At 43.5% G+C, this 26,657-nt stretch carries 28 protein-coding genes; 14 read left to right on the plus strand and 14 right to left on the minus strand.

The window, feature by feature from the left end:
• Nucleotides 1–22 precede the first annotated feature (22 nt).
• The 4 genes from ACVBJC_RS07490 (at nt 23) to ACVBJC_RS07505 (ending at nt 2,347) form a co-directional block, all read left to right on the plus strand.
• On the plus strand, nt 23–784 hold the full coding sequence (locus ACVBJC_RS07490; RefSeq protein WP_447160250.1) for a threonine/serine exporter family protein: 762 nt from the start codon (nt 23–25) through the stop codon (nt 782–784).
• Nucleotides 781–1,254 carry a threonine/serine exporter family protein gene (locus ACVBJC_RS07495; protein WP_447160251.1) on the plus strand — a complete coding sequence of 158 codons (474 nt, stop codon included), beginning with the start codon at nt 781–783 and terminating at the stop codon, nt 1,252–1,254. The genes ACVBJC_RS07490 and ACVBJC_RS07495 overlap by 4 nt, the downstream gene beginning before the upstream one ends.
• A 113-nt stretch (nt 1,255–1,367) precedes the next feature.
• Nucleotides 1,368–1,850, plus strand: coding sequence for a type 3 dihydrofolate reductase (gene folA / locus ACVBJC_RS07500; RefSeq protein ID WP_447160252.1), 483 nt, complete (start codon nt 1,368–1,370; stop codon nt 1,848–1,850).
• A gap of 101 nt (nt 1,851–1,951) precedes the next feature.
• Nucleotides 1,952–2,347 (plus strand): DUF3718 domain-containing protein, encoded by a 396-nt coding sequence (locus tag ACVBJC_RS07505; RefSeq protein WP_447160253.1) that lies wholly within the window; start codon nt 1,952–1,954, stop codon nt 2,345–2,347.
• Nucleotides 2,348–2,577: 230 nt separating this feature from the next.
• On the opposite strand, the gene ACVBJC_RS07510 is transcribed toward ACVBJC_RS07505, so the two are convergent.
• The 7 genes from ACVBJC_RS07510 to lptD form a co-directional block, all read right to left on the minus strand.
• Entirely contained in the window at nt 2,578–4,599 is a 2,022-nt protein-coding gene (locus ACVBJC_RS07510; protein WP_447160254.1) for a methyl-accepting chemotaxis protein, read from the minus strand.
• Nucleotides 4,600–4,699: 100 nt separating this feature from the next.
• Nucleotides 4,700–5,533, minus strand: a complete 834-nt coding sequence (locus tag ACVBJC_RS07515; protein ID WP_447160255.1) for a symmetrical bis(5'-nucleosyl)-tetraphosphatase — start codon at nt 5,531–5,533, stop codon at nt 4,700–4,702.
• Between the two features lie 44 nt (nt 5,534–5,577).
• Nucleotides 5,578–5,958: a Co2+/Mg2+ efflux protein ApaG gene (gene apaG, locus ACVBJC_RS07520; RefSeq protein WP_447160256.1), complete on the minus strand. Its 381-nt coding sequence runs from the start codon at nt 5,956–5,958 to the stop codon at nt 5,578–5,580.
• A 153-nt stretch (nt 5,959–6,111) separates the two neighbouring features.
• Nucleotides 6,112–6,915, minus strand: a complete 804-nt coding sequence (gene rsmA / locus ACVBJC_RS07525; RefSeq protein ID WP_447160257.1) for a 16S rRNA (adenine(1518)-N(6)/adenine(1519)-N(6))-dimethyltransferase RsmA — start codon at nt 6,913–6,915, stop codon at nt 6,112–6,114.
• A gap of 16 nt (nt 6,916–6,931) precedes the next feature.
• On the minus strand, nt 6,932–7,915 hold the full coding sequence (gene pdxA / locus ACVBJC_RS07530) for a 4-hydroxythreonine-4-phosphate dehydrogenase PdxA (RefSeq protein WP_447160258.1): 984 nt from the start codon (nt 7,913–7,915) through the stop codon (nt 6,932–6,934).
• A 5-nt stretch (nt 7,916–7,920) separates the two neighbouring features.
• Nucleotides 7,921–9,225, minus strand: coding sequence for a peptidylprolyl isomerase SurA (gene surA, locus ACVBJC_RS07535; protein WP_447160259.1), 1,305 nt, complete (start codon nt 9,223–9,225; stop codon nt 7,921–7,923).
• A 127-nt stretch (nt 9,226–9,352) separates the two neighbouring features.
• Nucleotides 9,353–11,677 carry an LPS assembly protein LptD gene (gene lptD / locus ACVBJC_RS07540; protein WP_447160260.1) on the minus strand — a complete coding sequence of 775 codons (2,325 nt, stop codon included), beginning with the start codon at nt 11,675–11,677 and terminating at the stop codon, nt 9,353–9,355.
• Between the two features lie 156 nt (nt 11,678–11,833).
• Between lptD and ACVBJC_RS07545 the strand changes: the two genes are divergently transcribed.
• From ACVBJC_RS07545 to ACVBJC_RS07565, 5 genes are all read left to right on the plus strand, one after another.
• Nucleotides 11,834–12,835 carry an aminoglycoside phosphotransferase family protein gene (locus tag ACVBJC_RS07545; protein WP_447160261.1) on the plus strand — a complete coding sequence of 334 codons (1,002 nt, stop codon included), beginning with the start codon at nt 11,834–11,836 and terminating at the stop codon, nt 12,833–12,835.
• A gap of 25 nt (nt 12,836–12,860) precedes the next feature.
• Nucleotides 12,861–13,529: an N-acetylmuramate alpha-1-phosphate uridylyltransferase MurU gene (murU, locus tag ACVBJC_RS07550; protein WP_447160262.1), complete on the plus strand. Its 669-nt coding sequence runs from the start codon at nt 12,861–12,863 to the stop codon at nt 13,527–13,529.
• Complete coding sequence (gene djlA / locus ACVBJC_RS07555; protein WP_447160263.1) at nt 13,529–14,308, plus strand: co-chaperone DjlA; 780 nt, start codon at nt 13,529–13,531, stop codon at nt 14,306–14,308. The genes murU and djlA overlap by 1 nt, the downstream gene beginning before the upstream one ends.
• Before the next feature lie 33 nt (nt 14,309–14,341).
• Entirely contained in the window at nt 14,342–14,953 is a 612-nt protein-coding gene (locus tag ACVBJC_RS07560) for an outer membrane beta-barrel protein (RefSeq protein WP_447160264.1), read from the plus strand.
• 98 nt (nt 14,954–15,051) lie between these two features.
• Entirely contained in the window at nt 15,052–16,005 is a 954-nt protein-coding gene (locus tag ACVBJC_RS07565; protein WP_447160265.1) for a D-2-hydroxyacid dehydrogenase, read from the plus strand.
• Nucleotides 16,006–16,221: 216 nt separating this feature from the next.
• Here the strand turns inward: ACVBJC_RS07565 and purT are convergent, their stop codons facing one another.
• Complete coding sequence (purT, locus tag ACVBJC_RS07570; RefSeq protein ID WP_447160266.1) at nt 16,222–17,397, minus strand: formate-dependent phosphoribosylglycinamide formyltransferase; 1,176 nt, start codon at nt 17,395–17,397, stop codon at nt 16,222–16,224.
• Between the two features lie 310 nt (nt 17,398–17,707).
• Between purT and ACVBJC_RS07575 the strand changes: the two genes are divergently transcribed.
• The 3 genes from ACVBJC_RS07575 to ACVBJC_RS07585 all read left to right on the plus strand — a co-directional run bounded on the left by ACVBJC_RS07575 (nt 17,708) and on the right by ACVBJC_RS07585 (nt 20,871).
• Nucleotides 17,708–18,142 carry a DUF3302 domain-containing protein gene (locus tag ACVBJC_RS07575; RefSeq protein WP_447160267.1) on the plus strand — a complete coding sequence of 145 codons (435 nt, stop codon included), beginning with the start codon at nt 17,708–17,710 and terminating at the stop codon, nt 18,140–18,142.
• A gap of 1 nt (nt 18,143) precedes the next feature.
• Entirely contained in the window at nt 18,144–19,280 is a 1,137-nt protein-coding gene (locus ACVBJC_RS07580) for an HlyD family secretion protein (protein ID WP_447160268.1), read from the plus strand.
• Nucleotides 19,281–19,401: 121 nt separating this feature from the next.
• On the plus strand, nt 19,402–20,871 hold the full coding sequence (locus tag ACVBJC_RS07585) for an AAA family ATPase (RefSeq protein ID WP_447160269.1): 1,470 nt from the start codon (nt 19,402–19,404) through the stop codon (nt 20,869–20,871).
• Nucleotides 20,872–20,954: 83 nt separating this feature from the next.
• On the opposite strand, the gene ACVBJC_RS07590 is transcribed toward ACVBJC_RS07585, so the two are convergent.
• Nucleotides 20,955–21,509, minus strand: coding sequence for a DUF4136 domain-containing protein (locus ACVBJC_RS07590; RefSeq protein WP_447160270.1), 555 nt, complete (start codon nt 21,507–21,509; stop codon nt 20,955–20,957).
• A 129-nt stretch (nt 21,510–21,638) separates the two neighbouring features.
• Here ACVBJC_RS07590 and ACVBJC_RS07595 point away from each other — a divergent pair, with 129 nt between their 5' ends.
• Nucleotides 21,639–21,911, plus strand: a complete 273-nt coding sequence (locus ACVBJC_RS07595; protein WP_447160271.1) for a DUF1289 domain-containing protein — start codon at nt 21,639–21,641, stop codon at nt 21,909–21,911.
• A 37-nt stretch (nt 21,912–21,948) separates the two neighbouring features.
• On the opposite strand, the gene ACVBJC_RS07600 is transcribed toward ACVBJC_RS07595, so the two are convergent.
• Genes ACVBJC_RS07600 through ACVBJC_RS07615 form a run of 4 tightly spaced genes read right to left on the minus strand, consistent with a single transcriptional unit; the run spans nt 21,949 to nt 25,246 of the window.
• The gene (locus ACVBJC_RS07600) at nt 21,949–23,220 is read right to left on the minus strand and encodes an ATP-binding protein (protein WP_447160272.1); all 1,272 of its coding nucleotides are present in this window, start codon (nt 23,218–23,220) and stop codon (nt 21,949–21,951) included.
• An 18-nt stretch (nt 23,221–23,238) separates the two neighbouring features.
• Nucleotides 23,239–23,952 (minus strand): response regulator, encoded by a 714-nt coding sequence (locus ACVBJC_RS07605; protein WP_447160273.1) that lies wholly within the window; start codon nt 23,950–23,952, stop codon nt 23,239–23,241.
• Nucleotides 23,952–24,317, minus strand: coding sequence for a DUF3019 domain-containing protein (locus ACVBJC_RS07610; RefSeq protein ID WP_447160274.1), 366 nt, complete (start codon nt 24,315–24,317; stop codon nt 23,952–23,954). Before ACVBJC_RS07610 ends, ACVBJC_RS07605 begins: the two co-directional genes overlap by 1 nt.
• A gap of 56 nt (nt 24,318–24,373) precedes the next feature.
• Nucleotides 24,374–25,246 carry a MipA/OmpV family protein gene (locus ACVBJC_RS07615; RefSeq protein WP_447160275.1) on the minus strand — a complete coding sequence of 291 codons (873 nt, stop codon included), beginning with the start codon at nt 25,244–25,246 and terminating at the stop codon, nt 24,374–24,376.
• Nucleotides 25,247–25,496: 250 nt separating this feature from the next.
• Here ACVBJC_RS07615 and ACVBJC_RS07620 point away from each other — a divergent pair, with 250 nt between their 5' ends.
• Nucleotides 25,497–26,033 carry a GNAT family N-acetyltransferase gene (locus ACVBJC_RS07620; RefSeq protein ID WP_447160276.1) on the plus strand — a complete coding sequence of 179 codons (537 nt, stop codon included), beginning with the start codon at nt 25,497–25,499 and terminating at the stop codon, nt 26,031–26,033.
• Here ACVBJC_RS07620 and ACVBJC_RS07625 read toward each other — a convergent pair.
• A complete protein-coding gene (locus ACVBJC_RS07625) occupies nt 26,030–26,539 on the minus strand; it encodes a YcxB family protein (protein ID WP_447160277.1) in 510 nt (169 codons plus the stop codon). The two genes, ACVBJC_RS07620 and ACVBJC_RS07625, sit on opposite strands and share 4 nt — an antisense overlap.
• Nucleotides 26,540–26,657: the final 118 nt, after the last annotated feature.

Genomic DNA, 26,657 nt, shown 5'->3' on the forward strand with positions numbered 1-26,657 from the left:
CATAAGAGGAAGTTGAGAAAAGGTGTACGCTACAACGCAAAATGACATTACTCGTCAAGTCGTTAGGGTTGCTCAACTTCTGCTAGCTTATGGCGCTGAATCTGAACTTGTTGAAGAGATCACTCAGCGCTTAGGCCACGCCTTAGGTTTAGAAAGCGTTGAGATATCCATCTCTTCCAACTCGTTAGTACTTACCAGCTTGGCCGTCGGCCGTTGTATTACAACGACGCGGCGCATTCGCGAACATGGCATTAATATGACCGTAGTTTGCGAACTCCAACGTATCTGTTTACTCACCGAAAAAGGCATTTATGGCCTAACGGAAGTACGTAAGCGTGTTGGCCGGATCCAACCAAAAACCTACCCCGCTAAATATGTCGTGCCCATGATTGGTTTATCATGTGCAAGTTTTTGCCACTTATTTGGTGGTGATTTAACGGCCTGTTTGATTACCTTTTTCGCCTCGGCAGCGGGTATGTTTGTCAGATTATCAATTGCTAAACGTCATTATAATTTACTGCTTAACTTTAGTGTGACTGCCTTCGTGACGACGCTAATAGCACAAACGGGATATCAATTTGACCTGACTGATACCCCTAAGTTGCCTATGGCGGCAAGTGTATTAATGCTCGTGCCTGGTTTCCCAATGATTAACGCCATATCGGATATGGTTAAAGGTCACCTCAATGTGGGGATCTCTCGCTGGGGACAGGCCACTTTGCTTACGGTAGCGTCGGTTATAGGCATTACTATCGCAATGCAGATTGGAGGATTATTCCTGTGATCTCATTATTATTAACCATGCTCAATGACGCCATTTTTTCTGCTATTCCAGCCATTGGTTTTGCTATGGTATTTAATGTACCGCGTCGATTTTTACCTTACTGTGCAATCGCGGCAGCAATGGGACATGGTAGCCGTACCATGTGGTTAAGCTTTGGTTTGCCTATCGAGTGGGCGACATTTTTAGCCGCAGCTTTGGTCGGCGTTATAACGATAGCGTTTGCTAGAAAGCATTTAGCGCCGCCATTAATGTATGCTGTAGCTGCAATTATTCCTATGATCCCAGGCACCTATGCATTTAATACCGTAATAGGTTTGGTGCAGCTAACAGCGCAAGCCGATATGAGCCCTGAGCTGATTTACCAAGTTGTCAGTAACGGCCTTAAAACGGTGTTTATTTTAGGCGCACTCTCTGTGGGGCTTGCGATGCCGAGTCTGCTCTATTTCCGTTCGCGTCCAGTCATTAAGTAACTAGAATCTTTCATTCGATAGTTATTCGTTCTTAGCTAATACGTGTTCAATCATTAACGCTTAGGTAAGCTAAACATACTGTATCTGACAATATAAAAATAAAAGGAAGTTTCATGAAAATAGCTATGATTGCCGCAATGGCAAATAATCGCGTCATTGGTAAAGATAACCAAATGCCATGGCACCTTCCTGAAGATTTACGCCACTTTAAGGCCATGACCTTGGGCAAGCCTGTCGTCATGGGGCGAAAGACGTATGAGTCGATAGGGCGCCCATTGCCCGGACGACATAATATTGTCATTAGTCGTCAAGCAGATCTCGTTATTGAAGGGGTGACAACCGTCACGAGTTTTGAGCAGGCTAAACTTGCCGCAGGAGACTGTGCGGAGCTTGTTGTGATAGGGGGAGGCCAGCTATATGAAATGTTACTGGCTCAAGCAGATATCTTGTATCTCACTGAAATTGCATTAACTGTCGAGGGTGATACCTTCTTTCCTGAGTGGAATGATGGTAGCTGGCAAGAAGTCTCTCGAGATGTAGCGAAAAATGATAAACAGCTTGAATATAGCTTTATCAAGTTGGTAAAAAAATGTTAAATTTAAGGGGTTGTTTAGTACCCTGTATAACGATAAAGAAAGCCTACTAGTTAGCGCTACTTTACTAATAATAAATAAAAACTAAAAATAAGGAGTGTCCGATGCGCTTGTTGCCTCTGAGCCTCGCTACACTGATTGCTGCATCTTTAATTTCTGTACCTTCAACTGCACTTGCTAACCAAGACCAGTTGACCGCGAATATCTGTAATTATGTTCAGGCTGATGATAAAAATCGCCTACGTAAAAAGCTTAAAGAGAGTCGTGTTAAGCTTCGCAACATTTATAGTGGCGTATCTTGTAATGGTGATAGCCTGCTAAGAGTAGCGCTGAAAAGTGGTTCAAATAAAGTGGGTACCTTTGTGGCAAAGCGCTTACCTGCAGCTGACTTAGGCTCTGCTGAAAGTGATGGAAGTACAATTGTTGCTTGGGCAGAAAGTAACGGTCACAGTGGCAGTGAGATAACCGCAGCGATTAAAGAGCGTATCGCAGGTGGTTAAACCGTGAAATCAATGTAATAAAAAATACTGGGCTTATCCCAGTATTTTTTTGTCTGTAGCGAGTGAACTTACCAGGTAGAAAACAAAAAGAGGCGCTAAACTTAGCGCCTCTTTTTATTTTTAGGCTTGATTGAGCTTATTTATATCTGTTGCTTAAGCTTGGTCAATATAGCGCTGCAAATATAGCGCTTCCCACTGAATGAACAGATACTTAATGCAATGGGTATAAATTAGACTCTGAACTCTTTAACAGAAGCCTGCAGTTCTTCTGCGAGTTGGGCCACTTGATGGCTTGACTGGGCTGTTTGGTCGGCTCCAGTCGACGTTTCCTCTGAAATCGCCGCAATATGCTCTAGTTTCTCGGATACTTGCTGACTCACTAAGTTTTGCTCTTGCGCAGCATGAGCAATATGTGTTCCTGAGTCGTGAGCGCGATGTACAGCATCGCTAATACTTTCAAGTGCATTATTAGCCTGTTCAGTCTTATCAACGCAAGAGTTAGCCTGTGTGCGCCCCAAATCCATTACGGCTACCGCTTCTTGGGTTCCTTGTTGCAGGACCTCAATCATCTGTTGGATCTCTTGGGTAGAATCCTGAGTTCTTGATGCAAGGCTACGCACCTCATCGGCAACAACGGCAAAGCCTCGACCTTGCTCTCCGGCTCGAGCGGCTTCAATTGCAGCATTTAGCGCGAGTAAGTTTGTTTGCTCTGCAATGCCTCGAATAACATCGAGAATAGATCCAATAGAGGCACTATCTGCATGCACCTTGTTGATGACGACGCTGGCTTTAGACACTTCATCGGCTAGCGCTAGAATGGTACGCTTATTTTCATCAGCAATCAGGCGCATATGTTGGCTTTCATCATCGGCGGCTTTGATTTGGCTTAGCGCCTCATCAGCACTGGCCGTCACCTGCTGAGCACTTGAGCTTAGCTGAGTCGTTGCTGTTGCAACTTGATCAACTTGGCTCTTCTGTTCTTGAATGCCAACAGTGGTTTGGGCAGTAATTGCTGAAGTCTCTTCTGCTGCAGCGGCAAGCTGATCTGAGCGCTCTAAAATGCCTTGGATCAGCTCTCTTAGGCTATCGACGAGTTTATTGCAGTTGGCTGACAGTTTTGCGAATTCATCATGGCCTGATTCATCAAGTTTGTGGGTTAAATCACCTGATGCTAGTACATTTAGAGCATGATTGACTTTCTCTAATGAGCGAGTCAGTGGGCGAACGACTGCGATACTAACAACGACTGCAACGATAATAGCGACTAGCATCAATAAAACGGTGCGCATACTCGCGCTATCGATATTAGCAATGACATCGTGACTGATCTCGGCAGAGATGGTCTCGATGTTAGCCGTTAAGGTTTTCATCTGCTTGTTGACGTTAGCTGCTGCTTGTTCAACATCAGCAAGCAAACGGCTTGTATTACGATTAAGCTCAAGTTCTTTTTGCTTTAACGCTGTGAGGGAGTTATTGCCTTTAACCATGCTAAATACGTTACTGGCTTCAGCATTAAGCTCGTCAATAAGTTCGGCATCGACAACGCCGTCCCAGTGGTTAGTAACATAATCAACTTTGCTCTTTGTATCGCTAACAATATAATCGAGTTCTTTTGAAATGATGTCGAATTTTGCTTTTTCAGTGCTGCCCATCAAGTCAAAACTGGTGCTGGCGATGCTGCTAAAACTGAGTTCGAGCGAACTTGCTGTGGCTGCTATCTCTTGCTCAACAACATCTTCACTCATCTCTAGGTCAATTAAGTCGAGTAATAAAGAGGCGCTATCATCGACGGCTATCTCAATATCATCGTATTTACTGATAATTTTATTTGTAGTGACTAAAGCAGTTTCATGAGTCGTAATCATTTCATGACTAATGCTATTGAATTTAGCGTATTGATTATCAAGATTTCGAATAACAGAATTTAATTCTGAATTGCTACTGACTAGGCCGGTTAGTTTTTTAAGCTCACGCTCAAAGGTCTGGCTGGCTGTAGTAAATTGAGCGTTGATTGTAGGGATCATCGCTGCACTTTGGCTGTGGTAGGCCATCAAAACTTGTTTTTCTTGTTGAGAAAGAGTCTGAGAAAGCTGATTGCTGGTTTTTAATGCAGGAAGACTTAGCTCCTGTAAGACTTGAGTACTGGTCTTTAACTGGTTGTTAGTAAACCAAGAAGCTGCGCCAAGTACAATTAGCAGTAAAGTGACTACCGTAAACCCACCTATCACTCTAGTGGCTACATTTAACTTCATATGAGCTCCATTATTATTATTTTTATCTAAGTCTCAGCATCTGGCCGACATCTATTTCGTATACTGTATCGGCCAAATGTTGCAATAGTTTAACTCTTTTTTAACTTCTTTTAACGGCTTTTATTTTGTTTTGAGTAATTTTCTGGTTTGACTCCATATGCCAAAGTGTCATGTGCTCCCCCCAGCAACAGCCAGTATCTAGTGCCTGCCTATTAGCGAGGTGAGTTTGCCCCATAATGGCAGCCCAGTGGCCAAAAATCACAGTGTAGTCGGTGGGTAGCTGACTAGGTTGGTTAAACCAAGGGACTAAGGAGTCATGATTACAATCTTGTAGTGGTGACTTACAGTCAAAATCTAAGCGGCCATCGGCTTTTAAGTAACGCATACGGGTGAGTGCATTAATGCAATAGATCTGTTGTTCAAGCGCTGTTAAATTTGAATTAAACTCATCGACTGAATTGGTATACATCTCACTAATCAAATCATTTAGATAGTTGGGAGATTGCAATGTTAGGCTGACTCGATCTGCTTGAGTGCGTAAGGTGTGCAGATCCCAGTTAGGCGGCACACCCGCATGGGTCATAATAAGGTTCTTTTCAGGCCAGTCTTGATAGAGTGGCTGCAGTCTCAGCCAGTCGATAATATTAGCGATATCATCTGCTGCTAGTAGAGCGGTTAAATGATCTTTTGGGTTAGCACGTTTTAACTTTCCGTGAATAGCCAGCAGATGAAGATCATGATTACCGAGGACAATTTTAGCTGAACCAGACAAGGACTTAAAAAAACGCAGTGTCTCAAGGGAACCTGGCCCCCTAGCAACGAGATCACCTACGGTCCATAAGCAGTCCTTTGATGGATTAAAGGCTACCTTTTCGAGTAGCAACGTTAACTCGTCAAAGCAGCCTTGGATATCACCTACAAAATAGTTCGCCATTTTTACCTATGCATTATTTATGTTTTGTTAATTATGTTTTGTGATTAATGAAGTAAACCTGGGACGGCTAAACGAAAGGCGGATATGGGGGCTGTAAATTCATTGCCACTGCTGTCGACCATGGTATAACTGCCTTCCATCACACCCAATGGGGTTTCTAATACGGTGCCGCTGGTATATTCATATGAGCTATTGGGCTTGATTGTCGGAGTTTGGCCTACCACGCCCGCACCGTGAACTTCACTTTTTTGCCCATTGGAGTCTGTAATACACCAATGGCGACTTTTTAGTGTGACGTCATCATCACCGAGATTACTGATGGTAATAGTGTAGCTAAATAGATATTTCTCTTCATCAGGGGAGGATTGATTTTCAATATACTCTGTTTTTACGTCGACGCTAACAGGCGTTGTTAATTGACTCATATAGACCTCTAAAAGATGGAGTTATCTGATTTTTAACGAGCTTCCATATTAAATGGAGAGTATCTGAATTAACAGGTAATTATTTATGAGCAGGTATAAAAAAAGGGCAGTTATTGCCCTTTTGTTGGTCAGTATATTATTCAGAGAATAAATCTACTTCCTATCGAAAACGTGGTTAGCCATAGCGACGTATTGGTCAACACGGATCTGTTCAGGCCTCAACGTTGCATCAATACCTAACGCGGCGAAGTCTTCATCAGATAATAGCTGCTTAAGGTTATTTCTAAGCGTCTTACGGCGCATGTTAAATGCTGTCGTGGTTAAGTTTCTAAGCAGGTCGACATCTTTACATGGCCAAGGTTTAGTTTTGTATGGCACTAAACGCACAACAGCTGAGTCCACTTTAGGTGGTGGTGTAAAGCATCCTGGTGGGACTTCAAGCACAGGCATGACTTGGCAATGGTATTGAGCCATTACGGTAAGGCGGCCATAAGCTTTAGTACCCGGGCTTGCAGAGAGTCTTAATACGACCTCTTTTTGCAGCATAAAGTGCATGTTCTCAATATGCTGAGCAAACTCAAACAGATGGAACATAAGCGGAGTTGAAATGTTATATGGTAAGTTACCAAACACTTTCATCTGCTTGTCTTCACGCACGAGTTGATTGAAATCAAACTTAAGTGCATCACCTTGGTGAATTTCAAGCTTATCTTTAAGGACCGGGTGCGTTTGTAAACGCTCAACCAAGTCTTTATCGAGTTCGACAACAATAAGCTTGTCGATACCGCTTGCAACAGGCTCAGTTAATGCCGCTAAACCGGGACCAATTTCTACCATCACATGATCATTATCAGGTGAAATAGCACCAACAATGCGATTAATCACATTCTCGTCAGTTAAGAAGTTTTGTCCAAAACGTTTTCTGGCCGTGTGGCCTAAATGTACTTTATTGCTCATGAGGTAACTTTTATCACTAATTCTTTGCAGCCAAATCAATGGCTTTATTTAATGCGCAGACAAAACTGCCAATATCAGCAGTACCCGTGCCTGCAAGCTCTAGGGCCGTACCATGGTCGACCGACGTTCTTATATAGGGTAATCCTAGAGTGATATTGACTGAACTGCCAAATCCTCTAGATTTTAGTACTGGAAGCCCTTGATCGTGGTACATAGCGAGTACAACGTCAGCATCTTCTAAGTATTTAGGTTGAAACAGGGTATCTGCTGGTAATGGGCCAACGATATCCATGTCGAGTTCTCTTAATTCATTAAGGGCAGGGATGATGATATCGATCTCTTCTCTGCCTAAATGGCCGTCTTCACCTGCATGAGGATTTAAACCGCAGACATAGATCCGCGGCGACTCAATTGCAAACTTCTCGACTAAATCGGTATGTAAAATTTTGACAATCTGATGCAAGCGATCACGGGTAATAGCTTTAGACACATAAGCCAATGGTATATGAGTTGTTACCAGTGCAACCTGCAAACCTGGGGCTGCAAGCATCATCACCACATCCTGGCAATTTGCTTGGTTTGCGAAAAACTCAGTATGACCACTAAACGGAATGCCGGCCTGGTTAATGATGCCTTTATGGACTGGGCCAGTTACAACAGCATCAAATTCACCAACCATGTTCTTTTCACCAGCAAATCTCAGTGTTTCAACAACATAGGCACTATTGTTTTCATTTAGTTTCCCGCACACCGCGTCGGCTTCAAGGGTAAATGGCACAATAGTCAATGTTCCAGCTTCCTGTGCTTTAGGCGGCTGGTTCGGTTGGTATGGGCGTAGCGTAATCGACAGCCCAAGCTTCTTAGCGCGAGACTTTAGTAGTTCGGGATCAGCACAAACAACTAGCTCAGCAGGCCAAGCCTGCTGAGCTAGTTGTATCACTAAATCGGGACCTACACCCGCCGGTTCACCCGGCGTGATGGCAATTCGTTTAGTTGACAATAGTATTAACCTCGATTCGTTTCTGGCTCGAAAATATCGATAAATGCTTCAGCGCGCATTTCATCTAGCCAGTTTTGTAACTCTTCATTAAATTTACGACGATAGATCAGCTGGTGAGCTCGGTTCGTATTAAATTTATCGGTTGCATCTGTTGTACGTCTTTCTTCTAGTTGAACAATATGCCAGCCGTGAGTCGAACGGAATGGTTCGCTATAGCCACCAATTTCAAGGCTATTTAACTCTTTGGCAAATGCTGGAACATAGATGTTCGGATCGGCCCAACCCAGTTCACCACCTTTAGCAGCAGAACCTGGATCTTCTGAATACTGACGTGCTAAATCTTCAAACTTAGCTTCACCTGATTTAACTTGAGCTAGGAATCTGTCCATCATGCTCTTAGCGCGTTCTTCCGAAAGAATTGGAGACGGCTTAAGTAGAATGTGGCGAGACTTAACTTCTTTAACTTCTTTGGTTTCTAGACCGCGAGCATCCATCACCTTGATGATATGGAAGCCCGATGCACTCTTAATTGGACCTATGATATCACCAGTCTTCGCATCAGTAACGACTTCAGCAAATAAGGTTGGCATTTCGTTGATGTTCATGTAGTCCCAAATACCACCTTCTAGTGCTTTAGGGCCTGAAGAGGCTGCAATTGCGATACTTCTAAAGTCATCACCATCTTGTAATCGTTTCATCACGACTGCGGCGCGCTTACTTGCAGCTTCTAGCTGCTGACTGTTAGCGTCGCTTGGTACATCAATAAGGATATGACCAATTTGAAACTCAACTTCTTTCAGACCTTGCTCATTGATTAGCTTTACAAGGTTATTGATTTCTTGCGTAGAGACTTGAATGCGACGTTGAACTTGAATACGTTGAATTTCACCTAAGGTGATCTCTTCACGTAGTTGCTCGCGGTATTGAGCAAAAGTTGTACCTTCACTTTCAATTTGCGCTTTCATTTGCGCAACCGTCATCTTCTGCTCTTTAGCAATATTTTCGATAGTCTGGTCTAACTGTAAGTCACCAATGTGTAGACCAATTCTATCGGCCATCTGTAACTGCAGACGAGTTAGGATTAAACGTTCAATAACCTGAGTCCGCAGTGCAGTGTCTGACGGCAGCTTCTGACCTGCATTGGCAGCATTTGCCTGGATGGTCTTTACCATTCCGGTCACTTCACTTTCTAAAATGATCCCTTCATTTATTTGCACTGTTACACGGTCTAGAGGTTCTGGCGCAGCGTGAATTGTCTGGCTCATTGCCAATGTTATAAGGGCAAAAATCAATTGGTTACAGCGTTTCATCCACTAAAATCCTTGGCATTTATTGAGTGTCATTTACGGTGATTACTCACCGGGTTAATGATTCTTTAGTTCTGCTTTGACTGCATGTCGTCAGCTAGGTTCAGCATTTATTTACGTTATTTATCTGCTAATTCTTCAAATAAAGCGGTTTACGATAATTAAATAGGCCGTCATCTAACATATCTGATACCCCTAATGGGCCTGAACCACCGAGTCCTTTGAGGATAAAGTTTAGGTAGATCCCGCTTTCAAATAGTTCTCGAGTATCCTGTACCGGATTATCTTCGTCAATATAATTGGTCTTGATGCGGTAATGATAACTCAAACGGACTGCCCAGCAACATGATTCATATTGAAAACCTGTATAGGTTTCAACTGCTCGGCTTTCATTGAGATCGTAATACCAGTTACCCACTAAGTAGAGGCTGTCGTTAATCGGCCAGGCTCCCCGGAAACCAAGCTGCTTAATATCGACAGACTCATTGGTATTGGTGTTCAGTAGATCCGGTACGTAGCGGTAGCTAGCTTGCAGTAGCTTATTAGTACCCGGACGATAGTCAACGGTGACTTCGCTCTTCTTATTTTCACTCTCTTTAGCATCATACTGAATCGAGCCACTTAAAAACCAATCTGCGTAGAGTTGAGTACTTAATTCGGCTGCAATTGCAGAGTTCGAGGTGTTCTCTTGGGTGAAAGTATCGTTACTCCCCATGACATCGTTAATACCAACACGACTGTCTTCGAGGTAAATAATTTGCCCCAAGCTGAATTTAAATACTTCGCGGTTTTGTTCGTTAAATAGCTTAGTGGTTAAACCGAGCGTGAACTGATTTGCATCGGCTATGCGATCTAGGCCTGAGAAACGTCGATCTCTAAACAGACCGTTGTAATCTTCTTGTAACGGCGCAGTATCGTAAATACCAATATCAGATTGGTCCTGGTAACCGACATAAAGATATTGGAACTGTGGCTCTAATGTTTGGCGGTAGTTGGTGTCGAAGTAATCCGTAAAGCGCTCAAAGTTAATTTGACCATGAATGCGTACCTCTGGCAGCGTTCGGTTGACGCGATCGCGAAGCTCTGAATCAGAGAGGTTGCCCTTATCATCTTGCCAATAGTTAGTTTGCAGCAATTTGACTTCACTGGTCAGCGAGCCTGCTGGACCATGAATGGGATAGGAGATACTTGGCTCTATATGCACACGAGTGGCAGCCGAGTATTCACTATCTTGATGTTCAAAGTTAGTCGCTTGACTATATAGGTTAAAGTCTAAGCCGTGCCAATAGCTTGGCGCACGGTAGTTAAACGTAAACTGCGGCATCACTTGGTAAGGCTTTTCCTCTTCACCAAGTACTTTAATATCTTGTACTCGTGCACTTAAATCCCAGTTCTGCTCAAAGTAAGATATTTCACCAATTCGGTTTAATTGATTATCTGTCGCGCGTTGAACATCTGAATTCAAGTCATTGAAATAGTTGTTATCTGACACATCAGTGTAGTTTGCATGAACGCGCCAGTTTTGATTAAATGCGCCAGTATGCTCCCAGTGATACAGGTATCTATCTGGACTATTTTCTAGCTTGTTATCGTTGGCTAGATATTCAAAATTTAACTGGCCACTCTGCTTCTCGCCAGCTAGGTATCTAAACTCTGTCTTGGTGAATAGTCCACGAGCCGACATATAGTTTGGCGTAAAGGTTAAATCGTATTCTGGTGCAATATTCCAGTAATATGGCGTCGCAACTTCAACACCGTTGGTGGTACTAGTGCTAAATGTTGGGAATAAAAAGCCAGATTTACGCTTATCTGATACCGGAATGGTCATATAAGGCACATACATTACAGGTACGCCAGCAATCTTAATTTTAGCGTCCCAAATCTCTCCCCACTCTTCGGAGCTATCAATCTTGATTCGGTCAGCTTCTAATAGCCAAGCTGGATCTTTATCAGGACAAGTGCTGAAGTTCGTGCCAGACAACAATAGATTATTATCTTTAGTGATCTCCAGTCTTTCGGCATCACCATGGATTTGTTGACCGTGTAACCAATATTGAGCGCCACTTAAGATCGCACTGTTACTGCGCATTTTGGCAACTAAAGAGTCAGCTGTAACGGTAAACATAGCGTCTTGAAACACTAAGTTGCCATTGGCATGAAGTTCTTCAGTTTGTTGATTTAAAATTGCTTCATCGGCTGCAATGTTGCGACCGCCCTGGCTGAAGCTTACATCGCCAATAAAAGTTGCTTCTTTACCCATTTGGGCTGAAGAACTATCAGAACTAATATAGATCCGCGCTAAGTCGGCTGGATTATTGATGTCGTAAAGCGGAACGTACGGCTTTACCGGAGGTTCAACTACGCACTGCGACGCAGGGGCTGTCACAGTTTCGGGTTCGTCTGCTAAGACTAATTGGGGAAGCAGGCTCAAGGCCAGAAAATAACGGATCTGCATCTTAGGTCAATTAATTATGATTTCTTAGTCTGGACGGTGAAAGAGGAGAAAAGTTGACCCTTTCTTGGGCAACTCAGCCAAAATAATTCTTTTCAATTGCTTAGCTGATTCCATTTTGTCGTTATAATAAAGCAATTTCTTCTTAAGAGCCATGAGGTGCCCTTGTCAGATCCTAGATTTCTTCAGTTAAATGCATGGCTAAACCAGTATTTTAATGTAAAAGTTTCGCCACAGCTGATTTCAGGCGACGCAAGTTTTAGGCGTTACTTCAGAGTTGTTGTCGACAACTTGTCTTATATTGTAGTCGATTCCCCTCCTAAGCTTATCGATATCACCCCGTTTATTCAATTAGCGGACAGTTATGCGCGTCAAGGTATTGCTGTGCCTAAGGTGATCGCTAGCGATAAAGAACAGGGCATTATGCTGCTTAGCGACCTTGGTGACGTGCAATTATTATCGGTGTTAAAAAGCGATAACTTACAGCAATATTATTCTCAAGCATTAGTGTTACTTAACGATATTGCCAATGTGACAGAGACGCAAACAGCTCCATTGCCTCAATATGATGCCGATTTTGTGGTACGAGAACTGGAGATTTTTATTGAATGGTTAGCCGTGCATCATCTTGGGCTGGATACTGATGACGTTAAAGCGCACACCAGTAGTGCATTTAAACTGTTAGTAGATAATGCACTGGCTCAGCCACAAGTTGGCATGCACCGTGATTACCATAGCCGTAATATTATGCTGCAAGATGGCAAGTTAAAGGTTATCGACTTTCAGGATGCAGTGCTTGGACCTGTAACCTATGATGCGGTTTCACTATTGCGAGACTGCTACATTCGTTGGCCAGATAGCGATGTGGAAGCCTTAATGCATCAACATTACAGCCAGTGTGTTAGCGCTGGGCTGATTGATGTGGCAGTCACATTTGAGCTGTATCGACGCTGGTTTGATTTGATGGGGATTCAAAGACACATTAAAGCTGCGGGCATTTTCGCAAGGCTTAATTATCGCGATAATAAACCGGCTTATATGGCCGATATTCCACTGACTCTTGAGTATATTCGCGATATTGCAGGTCGTTATATCGAGCTGCAACCATTTGCTCAATGGATTGGTGAAGTCATCATCCCAACATTCAATGCTCATAAATAATGATTCATATCAAAAAGGCTGATCAATGAAAGCAATGATCCTTGCGGCGGGGCGTGGAGAACGACTGCGCCCCTTAACAGATTCAGTGCCTAAGCCTCTTGTTGAGGTGGCGGGCAAGCCGCTAATTGTCTATCACATCGAAAAGCTTGCTGCGGCTGGGATTTTAGAAATCATCATTAATCATGCTTGGCTTGGCCATAAGTTAGTCGAGACGTTAGGTGATGGTAGTCAGTGGCAAGTTAAGATTCGTTATAGCGAAGAAACCTCGGCACTGGAGACGGGTGGAGGCATAAAACAAGCGTTAGGCCTGTTAGGTGACGAGCCATTTTTAGTGATAAACGGTGATATTTTTATTGATGAGTTACCGAGAATCAAGGCGCTCGATACCGGAGTGCTGGCGCATCTATGGTTAGTGGATAATCCATCGCAACACCCCCAAGGAGACTTTGCTTTGCAAGGTGGCAAGGTGAGTGATAGTGGCGCAGAAAAACTGACTTTCTCTGGTATGGGCATTTACCATCCGGCTTTATTTAAAGAGACACCAGAAGGTGCGTTTGCACTGGCTCCTTTGCTCCGTAAAGCCATGAGTCATAGTCAGGTTAGTGGTGAGCATTTTAATATGTATTGGTGTGATGTTGGTACGATTGAGCGACTCGCACAAATAACAGAACGTGAAACAAAAAAGGTTAGATAATGCGTATTTGGGGTAAGGTTTTCGGTTTTATTATTGGTTATATGGCGGGTCGTCTTGGTGGCGCCATCTTTGGGCTTTGGCTAGGGCATATGTATGACCGCAGGCAGAGCCAAAAAGCGGGGCTCGCGGGCGGCGGAAAACGTCAGGCACTGTTTTTTAATACCACCTTTTCGGTGATGGGGCATGTAGCAAAAGCGTCGGGACAAGTGACTGAAAACGATATTCGCATGGCGAGCTCGTTAATGGATCAGCTTAACTTAAGTGGCCAAGCCAGAGCAGATGCACAGGCGGCATTTCGTGAAGGCAGGGAGCCTGACTTTGATCTTAATGCTTGCCTAAAAACCTTTAGACTCATCTCTATGGGGCGTAAAGAAGTGCTACAGATGTTTTTGGAGATCCAAATTCAGACAGCGCTTGCCGATGCTCAGTTAGATCAAAAAGAGTTATCAATTCTGTCCGTGGTTGCCAAAGAGCTCGGATTTAGCCAACAGCAACTCAATGACTTATTAGCACGTTGGCAGGCAGAGTTTAATTTTCATCGTAGTGGTGGGGCTGGACATCAAACATCGATTGAAGATGCTTACAGTGTGCTGGGGGTGACAGAGTCGATGTCTGATCAAGAGATCAAAAGAGCTTATAGAAAGTTGATGAATGAGCATCACCCCGATAAGCTAGTCGCTAAGGGGTTACCTGCTGAGATGATGGAGCTTGCTAAAACAAAAGCCCAAGATATTCAAGCTGCTTATGATAGAGTTAAGGCTGATAGAGGCATGCGCTAAATACTAATAATCAGAAAATAATAGGGATATATGATGAAAAGAAGCTTAGCAATATTACTGGTTTTTTTGTGTGCATTTCCTGCAGTGTCTGAAGTATATGTGGCCCCTTTTGGTGGCTATAGCTTTGGTGCTAGTGAGTTTGATATTGCTAGCACAGAAACCGACGAAGCGGGAAAGGTAAAAATAGCTGAGGCGCAAAACTATGGTGTCATGCTGGGCTTTACCACAAAAGACCCTGGTAACGTCTATCTTCTTTATAGCCACCAATCAACCGATTTAAAAACAGGTGATAACTTTAGCCCTAATGTGATTACCTCTATGGATGTGGATTACTTTCATTTTGGTGGCAGTTTATATTTCCCTATGCAAAGCGTTAAACCTTATGTCACCACTAGCCTTGGCTTTACCCATATGCGACCAAGCGGCGCTTACTCTAATGAAACGCGTTTTTCAGTGGCTCTTGGTGGTGGTATTGAATACCAGGTCAGTGAAGCCTTTTCATTGTTTGCTGAAGTAAAGGGCTACGCGACGTTTATCAATGCTGATAACGCTTTGTTCTGTGGTAATGACGGCTGTATATGGAATATTCAGTCAGATATTATGTGGCAAGGGCAAGCCAATCTGGGTGCCAGTTTTAAGTTCTAGCTTTAAGTTCTTAGTTCTTAGCTCAAGTGTGCGGCTTGCAGTCTTTCTTTCAAGAGCCACGAGACTGACGATCATTTTATAAACAAGGGCTGTGTTAGATGAAAATAGTAGTATTGGACGGATACACACTCAATCCTGGAGATCTAAGCTGGCAAGCTCTAGCGCAGTTCGGCGAGCTCACTTGTTATGATCGCAGCGCACCGAATGACGTGATAGCGCGTAGCCTTGATGCTGAGTTTATCCTGACCAATAAAACCGTGCTTGATGAAACGATACTTAAGCAGTTAACAAAGCTTAAATATATCGGCATTCTCGCAACCGGCACTAATGTGGTCGACCTCGCAGCGGCTAAAACGCTCGGCATTGTGGTCACAAACGTGCCTGGATATGGCCCAGATGCGGTTGCTCAAATGGTATTTGCTCATATTCTTCATGCCACTCAGCAAGTGAGTCTGCACTCCGATGCAGTAAAGCGTGGTATGTGGGCTGAGTCGGCAGATTTTTGTTTTACTCTTACGCCACTACAATCACTTAAAGATAAAACAATAGGGTTAGTTGGTTTTGGTGATATCGGGCAAACTGTGGCTCAGATTGCACTGGCTTTTGGCATGAAGGTCATAGTCAATACTCGAAACTCGCAAGTTCCACTACCTGAAAACTGTAGTTGGGTAGAACAAGCGGAGTTATTTAAGCAGGCAGATATTGTTTCTTTGCACTGCCCGCTTACCGTAAAGACAGATAAGCTGATTAATGCAGATGTATTAAGTACCATGAAATCTAACAGCATATTAATTAATACCGCTCGTGGAGGGCTTGTTGACGAAGCGGCATTAGCGGCAGCGTTAAATCAAGGGCAACTGGCATTTGCAGGCGTTGATGTATTGTCAACTGAACCTCCTAAGGCTGATAATCCGCTTCTTAGCGCTAACAATATCAGCATCTCTCCCCATAACGCCTGGGCAACGCGAGAGGCACGGCAGAATTTGCTTAATATTGCGATTGAAAATCTAGTGAGCTTTAGAACAGATAATGCGAACAATCGGGTTAACTAGCACATAGGAGTTGGCGATTAAAGGCTGACGCATTAAAGTCTGGTGCGTCAAAGTCTAATACATTAATGGCTAGTACATTAAAAGCTAATGTATTAAACGTTAGCGCATTATGCAGGCACTAAGAGAATAATAAACACTTTAAAAAAGCCTCAACCTTTTAATCAAGGCTGAGGCTTTTTAATTTTGAAATTATCTTTCAGTCACTCTAATGTAGAGTTAAAAAGTAACCTTAACCTTACTTGCCGCAGTTAGCGCCTTTGCAACGGCTTTATCGATATCAGTATCTCTGGCTAATGCCACACCTAAACGTCTCTTACCGTCAATCTCAGGTTTGGCAAATAATCGAACCTGTGTATCGGGCTCAACTAATGCATCAGCTAAACCTGAGAACTGGATGTTGTTTGAGCTGCCTTGGGCAAGGATCACCGCCGATGCACTTGGACCGTGCTGAGCGATGTTACTAATTGGCAAACCTAAGATAGCACGAACATGCAGAGCAAACTCCGATAAGTCTTGGCTAATAAGGGTCACCATACCGGTATCGTGTGGTCGAGGGGACACTTCAGAAAAGTAAACTTCATCGCCCTTGATAAATAACTCAACACCAAATAGGCCATAACCACCTAAGGCTTCAACTACCTTTTTACCTATGGCTTGTGATTTAGCTAATACGATATTTGACATCGCTTGCGGCTGCCAAGACTCACGGTAATCCCCATCTTCCTGACGATGGCCAATAGCATCACAGAAATGCATGCCGTTCACCGCGCTGATGGTCAACAAGGTGATCTCATAGTCAAAGGCAATGAACCCCTCAACAATGACACGTCCTTTGCCCGCACGGCCACCTTCTTGTGCATATTGCCAAGCCGACTCAATTTGATCTTGGGTGCGTATAACGCTTTGGCCTTTACCTGAGGAGCTCATCACTGGTTTGATGACGCAAGGGAGCCCGATAGTGGCGACTGCATCGGTAAACTCTTGCTCGGTATCGCAGAAAAAGAAAGGTGATGTTGGGATTGATAGGGTTTCGGCTGCTAAGCGACGTATGCCTTCTCGGTCCATCGTTAGTTGAGTGGCTTTAGCTGTTGGCACGATGTTGACACCTTTAGCTTCCATTTCTACCAAGGTTTGAGTTGCAATCGCTTCTAGCTCAGGGATCACCAAATCAGGCTTTTCAAGTTCAATAACCGCCTTTAATGCCACACTATCAAGCATATTAATAACGTGAGAGCGGTGAGCAATTTGCATTGCAGGGGCGTTGGGGTAGCGGTCTACGCCGATCACTTCAATACCATAGCGCTGAAGTTCAATGGCGACCTCTTTCCCGAGTTCGCCGCAGCCTAGCAACATGGCGCGTTTAGCATTAGCTGATAATGCAGTACCTATCATTATGATTACCTTTTGAGATTGTAGGGAGTAGTTATTGGTTACAGAGCCTGTATGGCACTCAAGCTAGCAACACTTTACTGAGGCATTCTAGTGCCCCATTTATTTGTGATTAGTGTAACGTGACGTGTATTTCTCTAGGTTAGATTTAGTGGCAAGTGTGCGAAAGATCACTTTGTTATGCTAAATATGGGATCGCTAATATGCAGATTTAAGTCGAAAAAATGCAGTTGTAGGGTTAATATTGCTTTAATGTTGCTATGATGTTTTTAGTGTCTATCGTTGTAACTCAAGGTTTCACAAGGAGAGCGATGTGTTTTTAGATTATTTTGCGTTAGGAATTATTTTTTTCGTTGCGATTTTTATTTTCTATGGGGTCATTGCCATTCATGATATCCCCTATGAGATAGCCAAGAAGCGCAATCACCCACAGCAAGATGCACTGCATATTGCGGGGTGGGTGAGCCTATTTACCTTACATGCTATTTGGCCATTCTTATGGATCTGGGCAACCCTTTATCGTGAAGACCGTGGTTGGGGATTCCAAGAGGTCGTCGAGAAAGAACAACTGTTAGAGAGTGAAGTGCAAGGCTTGACTGAAACTGTGAGAAAATTAGAACAAAGAATCACTGAGATGGAATTATCAAAACAACAGCCTAAACAAGTAAGAGGCTCTGGTAATCATCAGTCCGGTACTAAAGTTGATACTCAAATCGACGATAGTTCAACAGACAGAGCAGAGGTGTAATATGGATTTACTACTTGTACTGACTTACACCGCAATCTGTATTGCCATTTTTAAAATATTTAAGATCCCATTAACTAAGTGGACCGTTCCAACGGCGATATTAGGCGGCATATTTATTGTTGGTGCCTTGATCTTATTGATGAACTATAACCATCCGTATACACCTTATGCTAAAGAGTATTTTGTAACAACGCCCATCAACCCAGCGGTTAGGGGCATGGTTGTATCTGTCGAGGTGGAGCCCAATACGCCGATTAAGAAAGGTGATGTATTATTTAAAATCGATCCCACTCCTTTTCAGGCTATTGTAAAGCAAAAACGTGCGGCATTAGTGGCGGCGGAGCTTGAAGTACCACAATTAGAAGCGGCATGGGAAGCGACAAAAGCTGCAGTGACGCGAGCAACCGCTGACAGAGATAGAACCAAGTCTGCGTTCGACCGTTATGAGAAAGGCCGTAAGCGTGGCGGTGCTAACTCACCCTTTACAGAGCTCGAACTCGATAATAGGCGTCAGCTTTATTTTGCATCAGAAGCACTATTAACTGCTGCTAATGCTGAAGAGCTAAGAGTACGTTTAGCCTATGAGTCAAACGTTGATGGAGTGAATACCAAGGTCGCAGGGATCCAGGGCGAACTTGAAAAAGCACAGTTTGACCTAGATCAGACGGTAGTCAAAGCGCCTGCCGATGGCATGGTGACTCAGATGGCATTGCGCCCAGGTATTATTGCTGTTCCTATGCCGTTAAGGCCGTTAATTAGCTTTATTCCAAATGAAGATCGTATGTTTGTCGGCGCGTTTTGGCAAAACTCATTGCTCAGATTAAAAGAGGGTGATGAAGCTGAAATCATTCTAGATGCTGCGCCGGGCCAAGTATTTAAAGGTAAAGTGGCTAAAGTCTTGCCTGCTATGGCTGAAGGTGAAATTCAGTCATCGGGTTCACTGATATCATCTCAGCGAGTGATGAGTCGTGGCCGCGCATTAGTACTGATTAAGCTTGAAGATCATGAGGCGAAAACTGAGTTTCCAGCTGGTGTTTCTGGGCATGCAGCTATTTATACTGACCATTTTGCCCATGTATCGATTATGCGAAAAGTATTGTTGAGAATGCAAGGCTGGCTCAATTACCTGTTCCATTAATTTATATATCTTAACACTGTGGAATTTGCAGGTACTAACTACTGGTACTTACAGAACCACAGTGGCTATAAAGGGGCTATAGGCCCCTTTTCTATTTAAATCTGTGTAGGCAATAGATGACATGCAAGATATTCAAGATCTCACCGCAGTACTGCGATCGAATACACCGATAGTTATCATAGAAACCTATGAAGAGCACCGGGTGATAGAGTTACTTAGAAAAGTTTCGAATATTCTGTATCAACCCCTGTTTAGCTGGAGCATTACCCAAGGCTTGATGCGAGTCGATAGCGGCATGGGAAGACAAAAATTTAACTGTGAACCTGGCGATATTCTTGGGCAGATCAAGTCGACAACGCAGCAAGGGATATATGTTTTATGTGATTTTCACCCTTTTGTTGACGATGCGCCTAGAAACGTACGTTTGCTAAAAGAGATCGCGCTGGAGTATGAGTCACTTAAACATACGCTGGTGCTGGTCAGCCATGCCTTCACTATCCCTCCCGAAATCAAACACTATTGTGCTCATTTTAGGCTATCACTTCCTAATAGCGCTCAGTTATTGAATCTAATTTATGAGCAAATAGATAAGGTGCGCAGTGAAGGGATCAGGCTCAATGTCGATGATAGTGCGGTCGCTAAGCTTGCAGAAAACCTACGTGGCGTGACCTTTGATGATGCCAGGCGACTCGCGCACAAAGCGATTGTCGATGATGGCGCAATCACCCATTCCGATATCGACAGTATTAACCGAGGCAAGTTTGAATTGCTCGATATGCAAGGTGTACTTCAATTTGAATATGATACCAGTGACTTTTCGCAAGTTGCAGGATTGCATAACCTTAAACAATGGTTGAGCTATAGAACGCCGTCATTAAAGACGCAGATACTGGAGGATAAACCCAAAGGTATATTGCTACTGGGCGTGCAAGGCAGTGGTAAAAGCTTGGCTGCTAAGGCTGTCGCGGGCTTGTGGCAAAGGCCATTACTTAAGATGGATATGTCAGCACTTTATAATAAGTACATTGGTGAGACAGAGAAGAACTTGCGAAAGGCGTTAGAACTTGCGGATTTAATGGCACCTTGTGTGTTGTGGATTGATGAAATAGAAAAGGGCTTAAGCAGTGGTAGTAGTGATGATGGCACTTCAAAGCGAATTCTTGGCACAATTCTAACCTGGATGTCAGAGCGAAAATCAGATGTGTTCTTAGTCGCTACGGCTAATGATATTAGCGCCTTACCCCCCGAGTTGATGCGTAAGGGGCGTATGGATGAGATATTCTTTGTGGATCTGCCCGATGCAGAGATCCGTAAAGCTATTTTTCTTATTCATATCAAGCGACGTCAGCTTGAGCCTACTCACTTTAACTTAAGTCAGCTGGCTAAGATTAGCCAAGGTTTTTCAGGGGCGGAGATTGAGCAAGCGGTTATTTCTGCTATCTATACGGCTAAAGCATCGGAGCGAGATGTTGATCAAGCTCTGTTGCAAGAAGAGCTGATGAAAACGCGCCCATTGTCGGTAGTGATGCGTGAAAAACTGCAATCATTAAGGCAATGGGCTGAAGGACGCACGGTCAATGCGCACCAATAGCGAGTGACTTTTTGTTGTGCTCCTATTATCAGTGACTCGTTATGAACCGAACACGGGCTGTGGGCGGTTCATTGTATATCAATCTACTTTTGTTGCTTAGGGGGGAACTGCGCTAAGATTTTTGCAACGGTAGCATTAGTTTCTTGTGCTTTTGCTTCACCGCCCTCATCAAAGGTGAACTTGTCTGTACCGCGCCAGATTAATTGATTGGTTTTAGGGTCGAGAATATCAATCTGTATGGTTTGTATTTTGGCGGTATTACTGCCAACGGGGACATCGACGCTAGTGCCGATACTTGCGCCACCAGAACTGCCCCATGTCCCCGTACCTAATCCGATTGAAAAGCCCGAGTCTTTGGGTTTGTCATCAATTCTAAAACCATAACCCACATAAAAATCAGCGGCCAGGTCATTGGGGATAAAACCTTGACTGGTCAGTGAGCTGCTTATGGCTTGTTTAATTCTGTTAGCGCTCAGAGGGTCGCTATTTGCTGGCGGGGGGAGCTGTGAAAAGCTCTTTAAGTTAGCAAAGTTATAATCAAGGTCATAATCATTCTTAGGCGTAGAGCTACAGGCCGATAAGAATAATAGCGGTAACGCGAGTAGTGTGACAAAGAGGCTTCGTTGCTGTTGTTTCATATTGTTACCTTCTTAGTGCTCAATTCTCGGCGACTTTAATCTCGCCAAACATGGGGAGAGTGATTGGTATTAGTCATCTCACTGTATTTATTTTAGCCTTTCATTGTCAAGATAGTATATGTTTAAGGTATGGAGCAGTTAGAGTTTTTTGAGATCCCCTGCCCTTGTATTGGCGTATGTCAGAGTGATGCTAGAGGCTATTGCAAAGGGTGCTTACGTAATAGAAATGAGCGTTTTAACTGGCTCGAGTTTTCTGATGCGCAAAAATATGATGTGATCCGTTTATGTCAGCAGCGTAAACGGAGGCGTCAGCTTGCATTATTTAAAGCGAGAAAAGCGCAGTTACTTGATGAAAGGGCGAAAGTGAATTCCACTCTAGACTTTGGTTCTGATGGCTCTTAAAAGGCGTTTTATAAGCCTAGAGGCTGATCGGATTGGACTAGTGCTGTGTGGTGTTTAACGGCCAAACTAAGGTGAACTGGGTAAAGCCTGGTTGACTTAGAAGCGTGACTTCGCCGTGGTGTCTTTCCATGATTCTCTTTATGATAGCTAAGCCTAAGCCGTGTCCCTTATTACCATTTTTACTGCTTGCACTGCGGTAGAAAGGCTCAAAAATCTTACCTTGGTCTTCCTCTAAAATCCCTTCGCCATCGTCAGTCACAGACAAGGTGACGGCTTTACTGTCTATCGCGATGTTGACCTTAATGTCATCGATTGAGAAACGCTGAGCATTGGTGATGAGGTTTTGCAGAGCGCGCTCAACCAGTGATGGTTCTGCGACCAAGTAAATTGTCTCTTCGGGGGCATCGAAAAGTATCGGGGTTGGGTGGTGGCTTTGTAATCGTCGGATGGTTTGCGTGACTAAGCTGTTTAGGTCACAGCGCTCAAAATTGAGTGATTCTCGCTGGGTTTCCAAACTGGCATAAGTGAGGAGTTCTTGTAGAAGATTTTCCATCTCTTTGATATCAAGCTTCATCTCGTCAAGAAAGTGTTCGCGCCTAGCGGGATCCGATTCTGGTTGGCAGTATTGAGGCAACAGGGCAAGGGCGAACTTGAGCCTTGCAAGTGGCGTTCTTATTTCGTGAGAGACGGCATTAGAGAGATGTTTTTGGTTTTCAATAAGGGCACTGATATGGGCGGCCATATCGTTAAAGGTGTTGGCTAGAGGCAGTACCTGTGAGCGCTTAGTGAGTTTAATTCGGGTATTCCATTTTGCCTGTCCAAACTCTTTAGTGGCTTTCCCCAAGATTTTTAAGTCTTTCGATAGCGGCCATACCCAAATGAGTGCAATAAAGGCTAATAGAAAATAGAAGAAAATATTATAGATATTTCTTAGGCTGGCTTCTGGGTCGAGTTCAATCGGACCTGCCATTAGGACTTGTTCGCCAACAGCCACAAATTGCAGCTCATGGTTAATGTCATAAGGGGTGGCAATCACTTTGTCGGCCCGAACTAATTGTTCGCCAGAAAAAGCAACCTGTTCAGCATTAAGCAGGGTGAGTGGAAAGTTAGGCCTAGCTTGAATACTCTCTAGCATGGCTTGACGTTCATCTTGAGGCAGCTTAGCTAACACTTGCGCCAAAGCAACTAAAGGTGCATCGAGTGCACCTTTTTCGTCAACGTTATTTTGCCATAAATTATCCAGTGCCCATCCAATGCCTAAAAAACCTAGGCTGAGCAGAAGATAAAGGCTAATGAAAAGCCGTTTCATCTTAATAAATTAGCAGACTTAGTTGTTCCACGCTTCTGGCGCGAAGAGGTAACCTTGCCCCCAAACTGTTTTAATCCTAAAAGGGGTTTCAATATTATCGCCAAGTTTCTTTCTTAGGCGTGATATACGTACATCAATCTTTCTGTCTTTACCGTCAAAATCAATATTGAGCAGGTATTGATAGATATATTGGCGGCTCATTACTTGGCCTGCTTGTGATGCCAGTAACCAAAGTAGTTCAAATTCATGACTGGTCAGATCCACTTCGGTCTCACCCAAACGAATCGCTTGAGTATGCGGGTCGATACTTAACTTACCAAAGCTTAGGCAGTGAGATTCTACTTGCGCTGGTTTAGCTTGGCGACGTAGTAAATTGTTAATGCGCGCGACTAATAATGCTGGGTCAACAGGTTTAACCACGTAATCGTCAGCACCTAACTCTAAGCCTTTAATTTGATCTTCATTTGAGCCTAGGGCACTCATCAGTAAAATAGGGCCTGCAAAGTAATCTGGCAATTTTTCGCATAAGGTTAAGCCATCCATCCCAGGCAGCATAATATCGAGTAAAATAATGTCAGGTTTATAGTTTATTAGGCGAGTAAGGACAGTGTCGCCTCTACGCTCTACTTCAACATGCATGCCATGTGACTTTAGGAAGTCGACAATCAAGTTGGCTAAACGAATATCATCTTCGACTAATAATACTCTATGCGTAGATTGAGAGCTGGTCATTAGAATAAACTCCATGGGTTTCGATATCGTCGCCTAACTTGAGGCGAAGAAGCGGGTGTGACTTTCAATTTTACACCTGCAATTGTTTCGTGGGTATCTTTGTCTATCATCACAAACTGAATATCACGGTCAGCACTGATATTGACGGTCAAAGAGTGAATGTCTGGTGAAGGACTGCACCATTTCTTTAGATCTTTGTAGTCTGAAATAATACAGACTGTTTTGTTTTTTAACATATCCCATTCTAATGTGACTTCTATATCGCAAGACTCTTCATTAGCTGAAGTGATACAAAACTCAGGGGACAGTTTTAGGTTAGTTGTTGGCTGTTTTGTACTATTTTTTGCAATAGCCGTTGTACTCATTAACGAGCTCAACAACAGACACAAGAATACAAGTTTGAATTTTGAAGACACTCTAATCAGAACCTATACGCTGCGCCAACAAAATAGGTGGTGGTGTAATCTTTTTCTAAAAGAGGACTATCGACGATTTCATCGCTGATATCGGTATAACGTGCCACTAAGAGTAAGTTCCAGTTTTCAGTTAAAACGTACTGCCCAGTAAATTCGATACTCTTATTCAATGCAGACTCCGCTTGATATTCTTGGCTCCAGTAGAGGCTTTCACTCGGTCTGACACCATAGTAATAGTCAACCACCTCTTTACTCTTCCAGTCTAATACCGCAGCAAATTCAAAATTCCACCTATCTAGGGGAATATTGTAAAACCACCTCAATTTAGACTCAAGGCCGCCATGGACATCAAGTATGTCATGGGCGAGCGTTGCGTGCACTATACCAAATCGGGTGTAAACAAAAGCCTCGGCTCCGCCAAGATATGTAAAGTTTCGATTTTCTAGCTCACCAATGGCAGGCTCTGGATTTACTCTGCCAAAGGTTGAGAGCGGGGAGGTTGCACGTTGACTACTGCCGCCAGCTGAAAGCAGGAAAATATTCGACGGATCCCAGCGATAGAAGAAGGCGCTATCACTGCTAAAAGTGGTGATCAAATTGATGGTGTAGTTTTCGCCCTCCGTTAAGGTATAGCCGATATTACCGTTATCGAAAAACCAGTTATCACCATAATAGGCAATGGTCGGGACGACATACAGGGGGATGTCTTTATAGTCTTTAAGAGGATTAGATTTATTACCATAGCCTAAGGCAAAGCCTAAGTCCCAACGACCGACTTCGATACAGTCGGTATTGTTATCGCAGCCCGTTGAAGCGGTTGCGAAAGCAGCTCCCGAATATAAGCTGATAGTAAGCATAAGTGCTAATAAGTATGGCATCTAATACATTAACTCTTGATTACAAAATTAACAAATGAAGCTATAGGGTATCATCTATTGCCATATACAGCATGAAGGTTAAGATATTTGTTGCAAACTGATACAGTTTGAAAAGTAGTCAGTTTTAGGCGCGTGTTTATCTTGATTCAAAAGTACAGGAAACGGATAAGACTGGCTTAGGTATTGACATATAAGCTGTTTTAGCGAAAGTTAGTGTTTAAACTGTGCTGTGTAATAAAAGGAGAATGTGGTGACTGGAGAGCGTATCCCCTTAGAAAGGGAGAAAACAATTTTGGTAGATATAGATATTCGTCACAGCCTTGATGCTGATATTGATGGTATCTGTCAGCTTTATAGTCAGCAAAGCTGTTATGCAGGCACGTTACAACATCCTTTCCCGTCATTACATACTTGGCAAAAACGTCTTATGGAACTGCCTGATAACTGTTATAGCTTAGTGGCAATAAGAGATGGCGAGGTCGTTGGTCAAATAGGTATGGAAGTGTTTAGTAACCCTAGGCGTAAACATGTAGCAAATATTGGTATGGCGGTAGATGAGGCATTTCGAGGGATGGGTATTGGCTCTGCGTTGCTTGACGCAATGGTATCACTTGCACAAAATTGGCTTGCAGTGAGGAGAATTGAGCTTGAGGTCTACACTGATAACCACTTAGCCATTAGCTTATATAAAAAACATGGCTTTGTGATAGAGGGGGAAATGCGTGAATATGCTTTTCGCAGTGGCGAGTATATTGACGCATTTCTAATGGCGAATGTGAGAGATTAATCCGCTTCGCTTTGTTGCAGCTTTTGACTTTTTTCAGCCGCTTTACTCACAACAAATTGCGTGGCCTGTTGATCTAGGCTGCGCTTTGAGAGGTAGCTGGTGCCTTTTAGATGCTTTAATAGAAAGCCCTGAGTAGTTTCCGTTATCTCGGTGACATCTTGCCATAAAATAGTGCCCTGCACGTAGAAAGAGTCATTAGTGATCCCAGATTCATCTACCGTTAAGGTCACTTCATTATTGGCGGCTTTACTCATCATTTGACGCATTAGCCACCAAGGTTTTCTAAATCGTACACTCAATGCTTCAAGTGCGCCTAAGGCGATTAAAAACCATGAAGCGTAACCATTAATATTGGTTAGCATTAGGGCGGTACCCACTAAGCCAAAAATGATGGCCTTACGATATGCACGCACAGAAGTATCGACAATGACTGATTCGTCATAACACTCGCTAAAGTGGCTTTTATCTAGCGTGTATTGTGTAGTGTAGCTATATTGATTGTTCATTTTGTCTCATTATTACAGCAAGTGCATGCCAGCTGGTATGGGGATGTTGCGATTATAGTGCGTAGTTTGCTTATCGTCGCTTAACTTGAGCTTAATTGGCATTAATAACACGTTATAA

The organism is Shewanella sp. 0m-6, assembly GCF_052977325.1.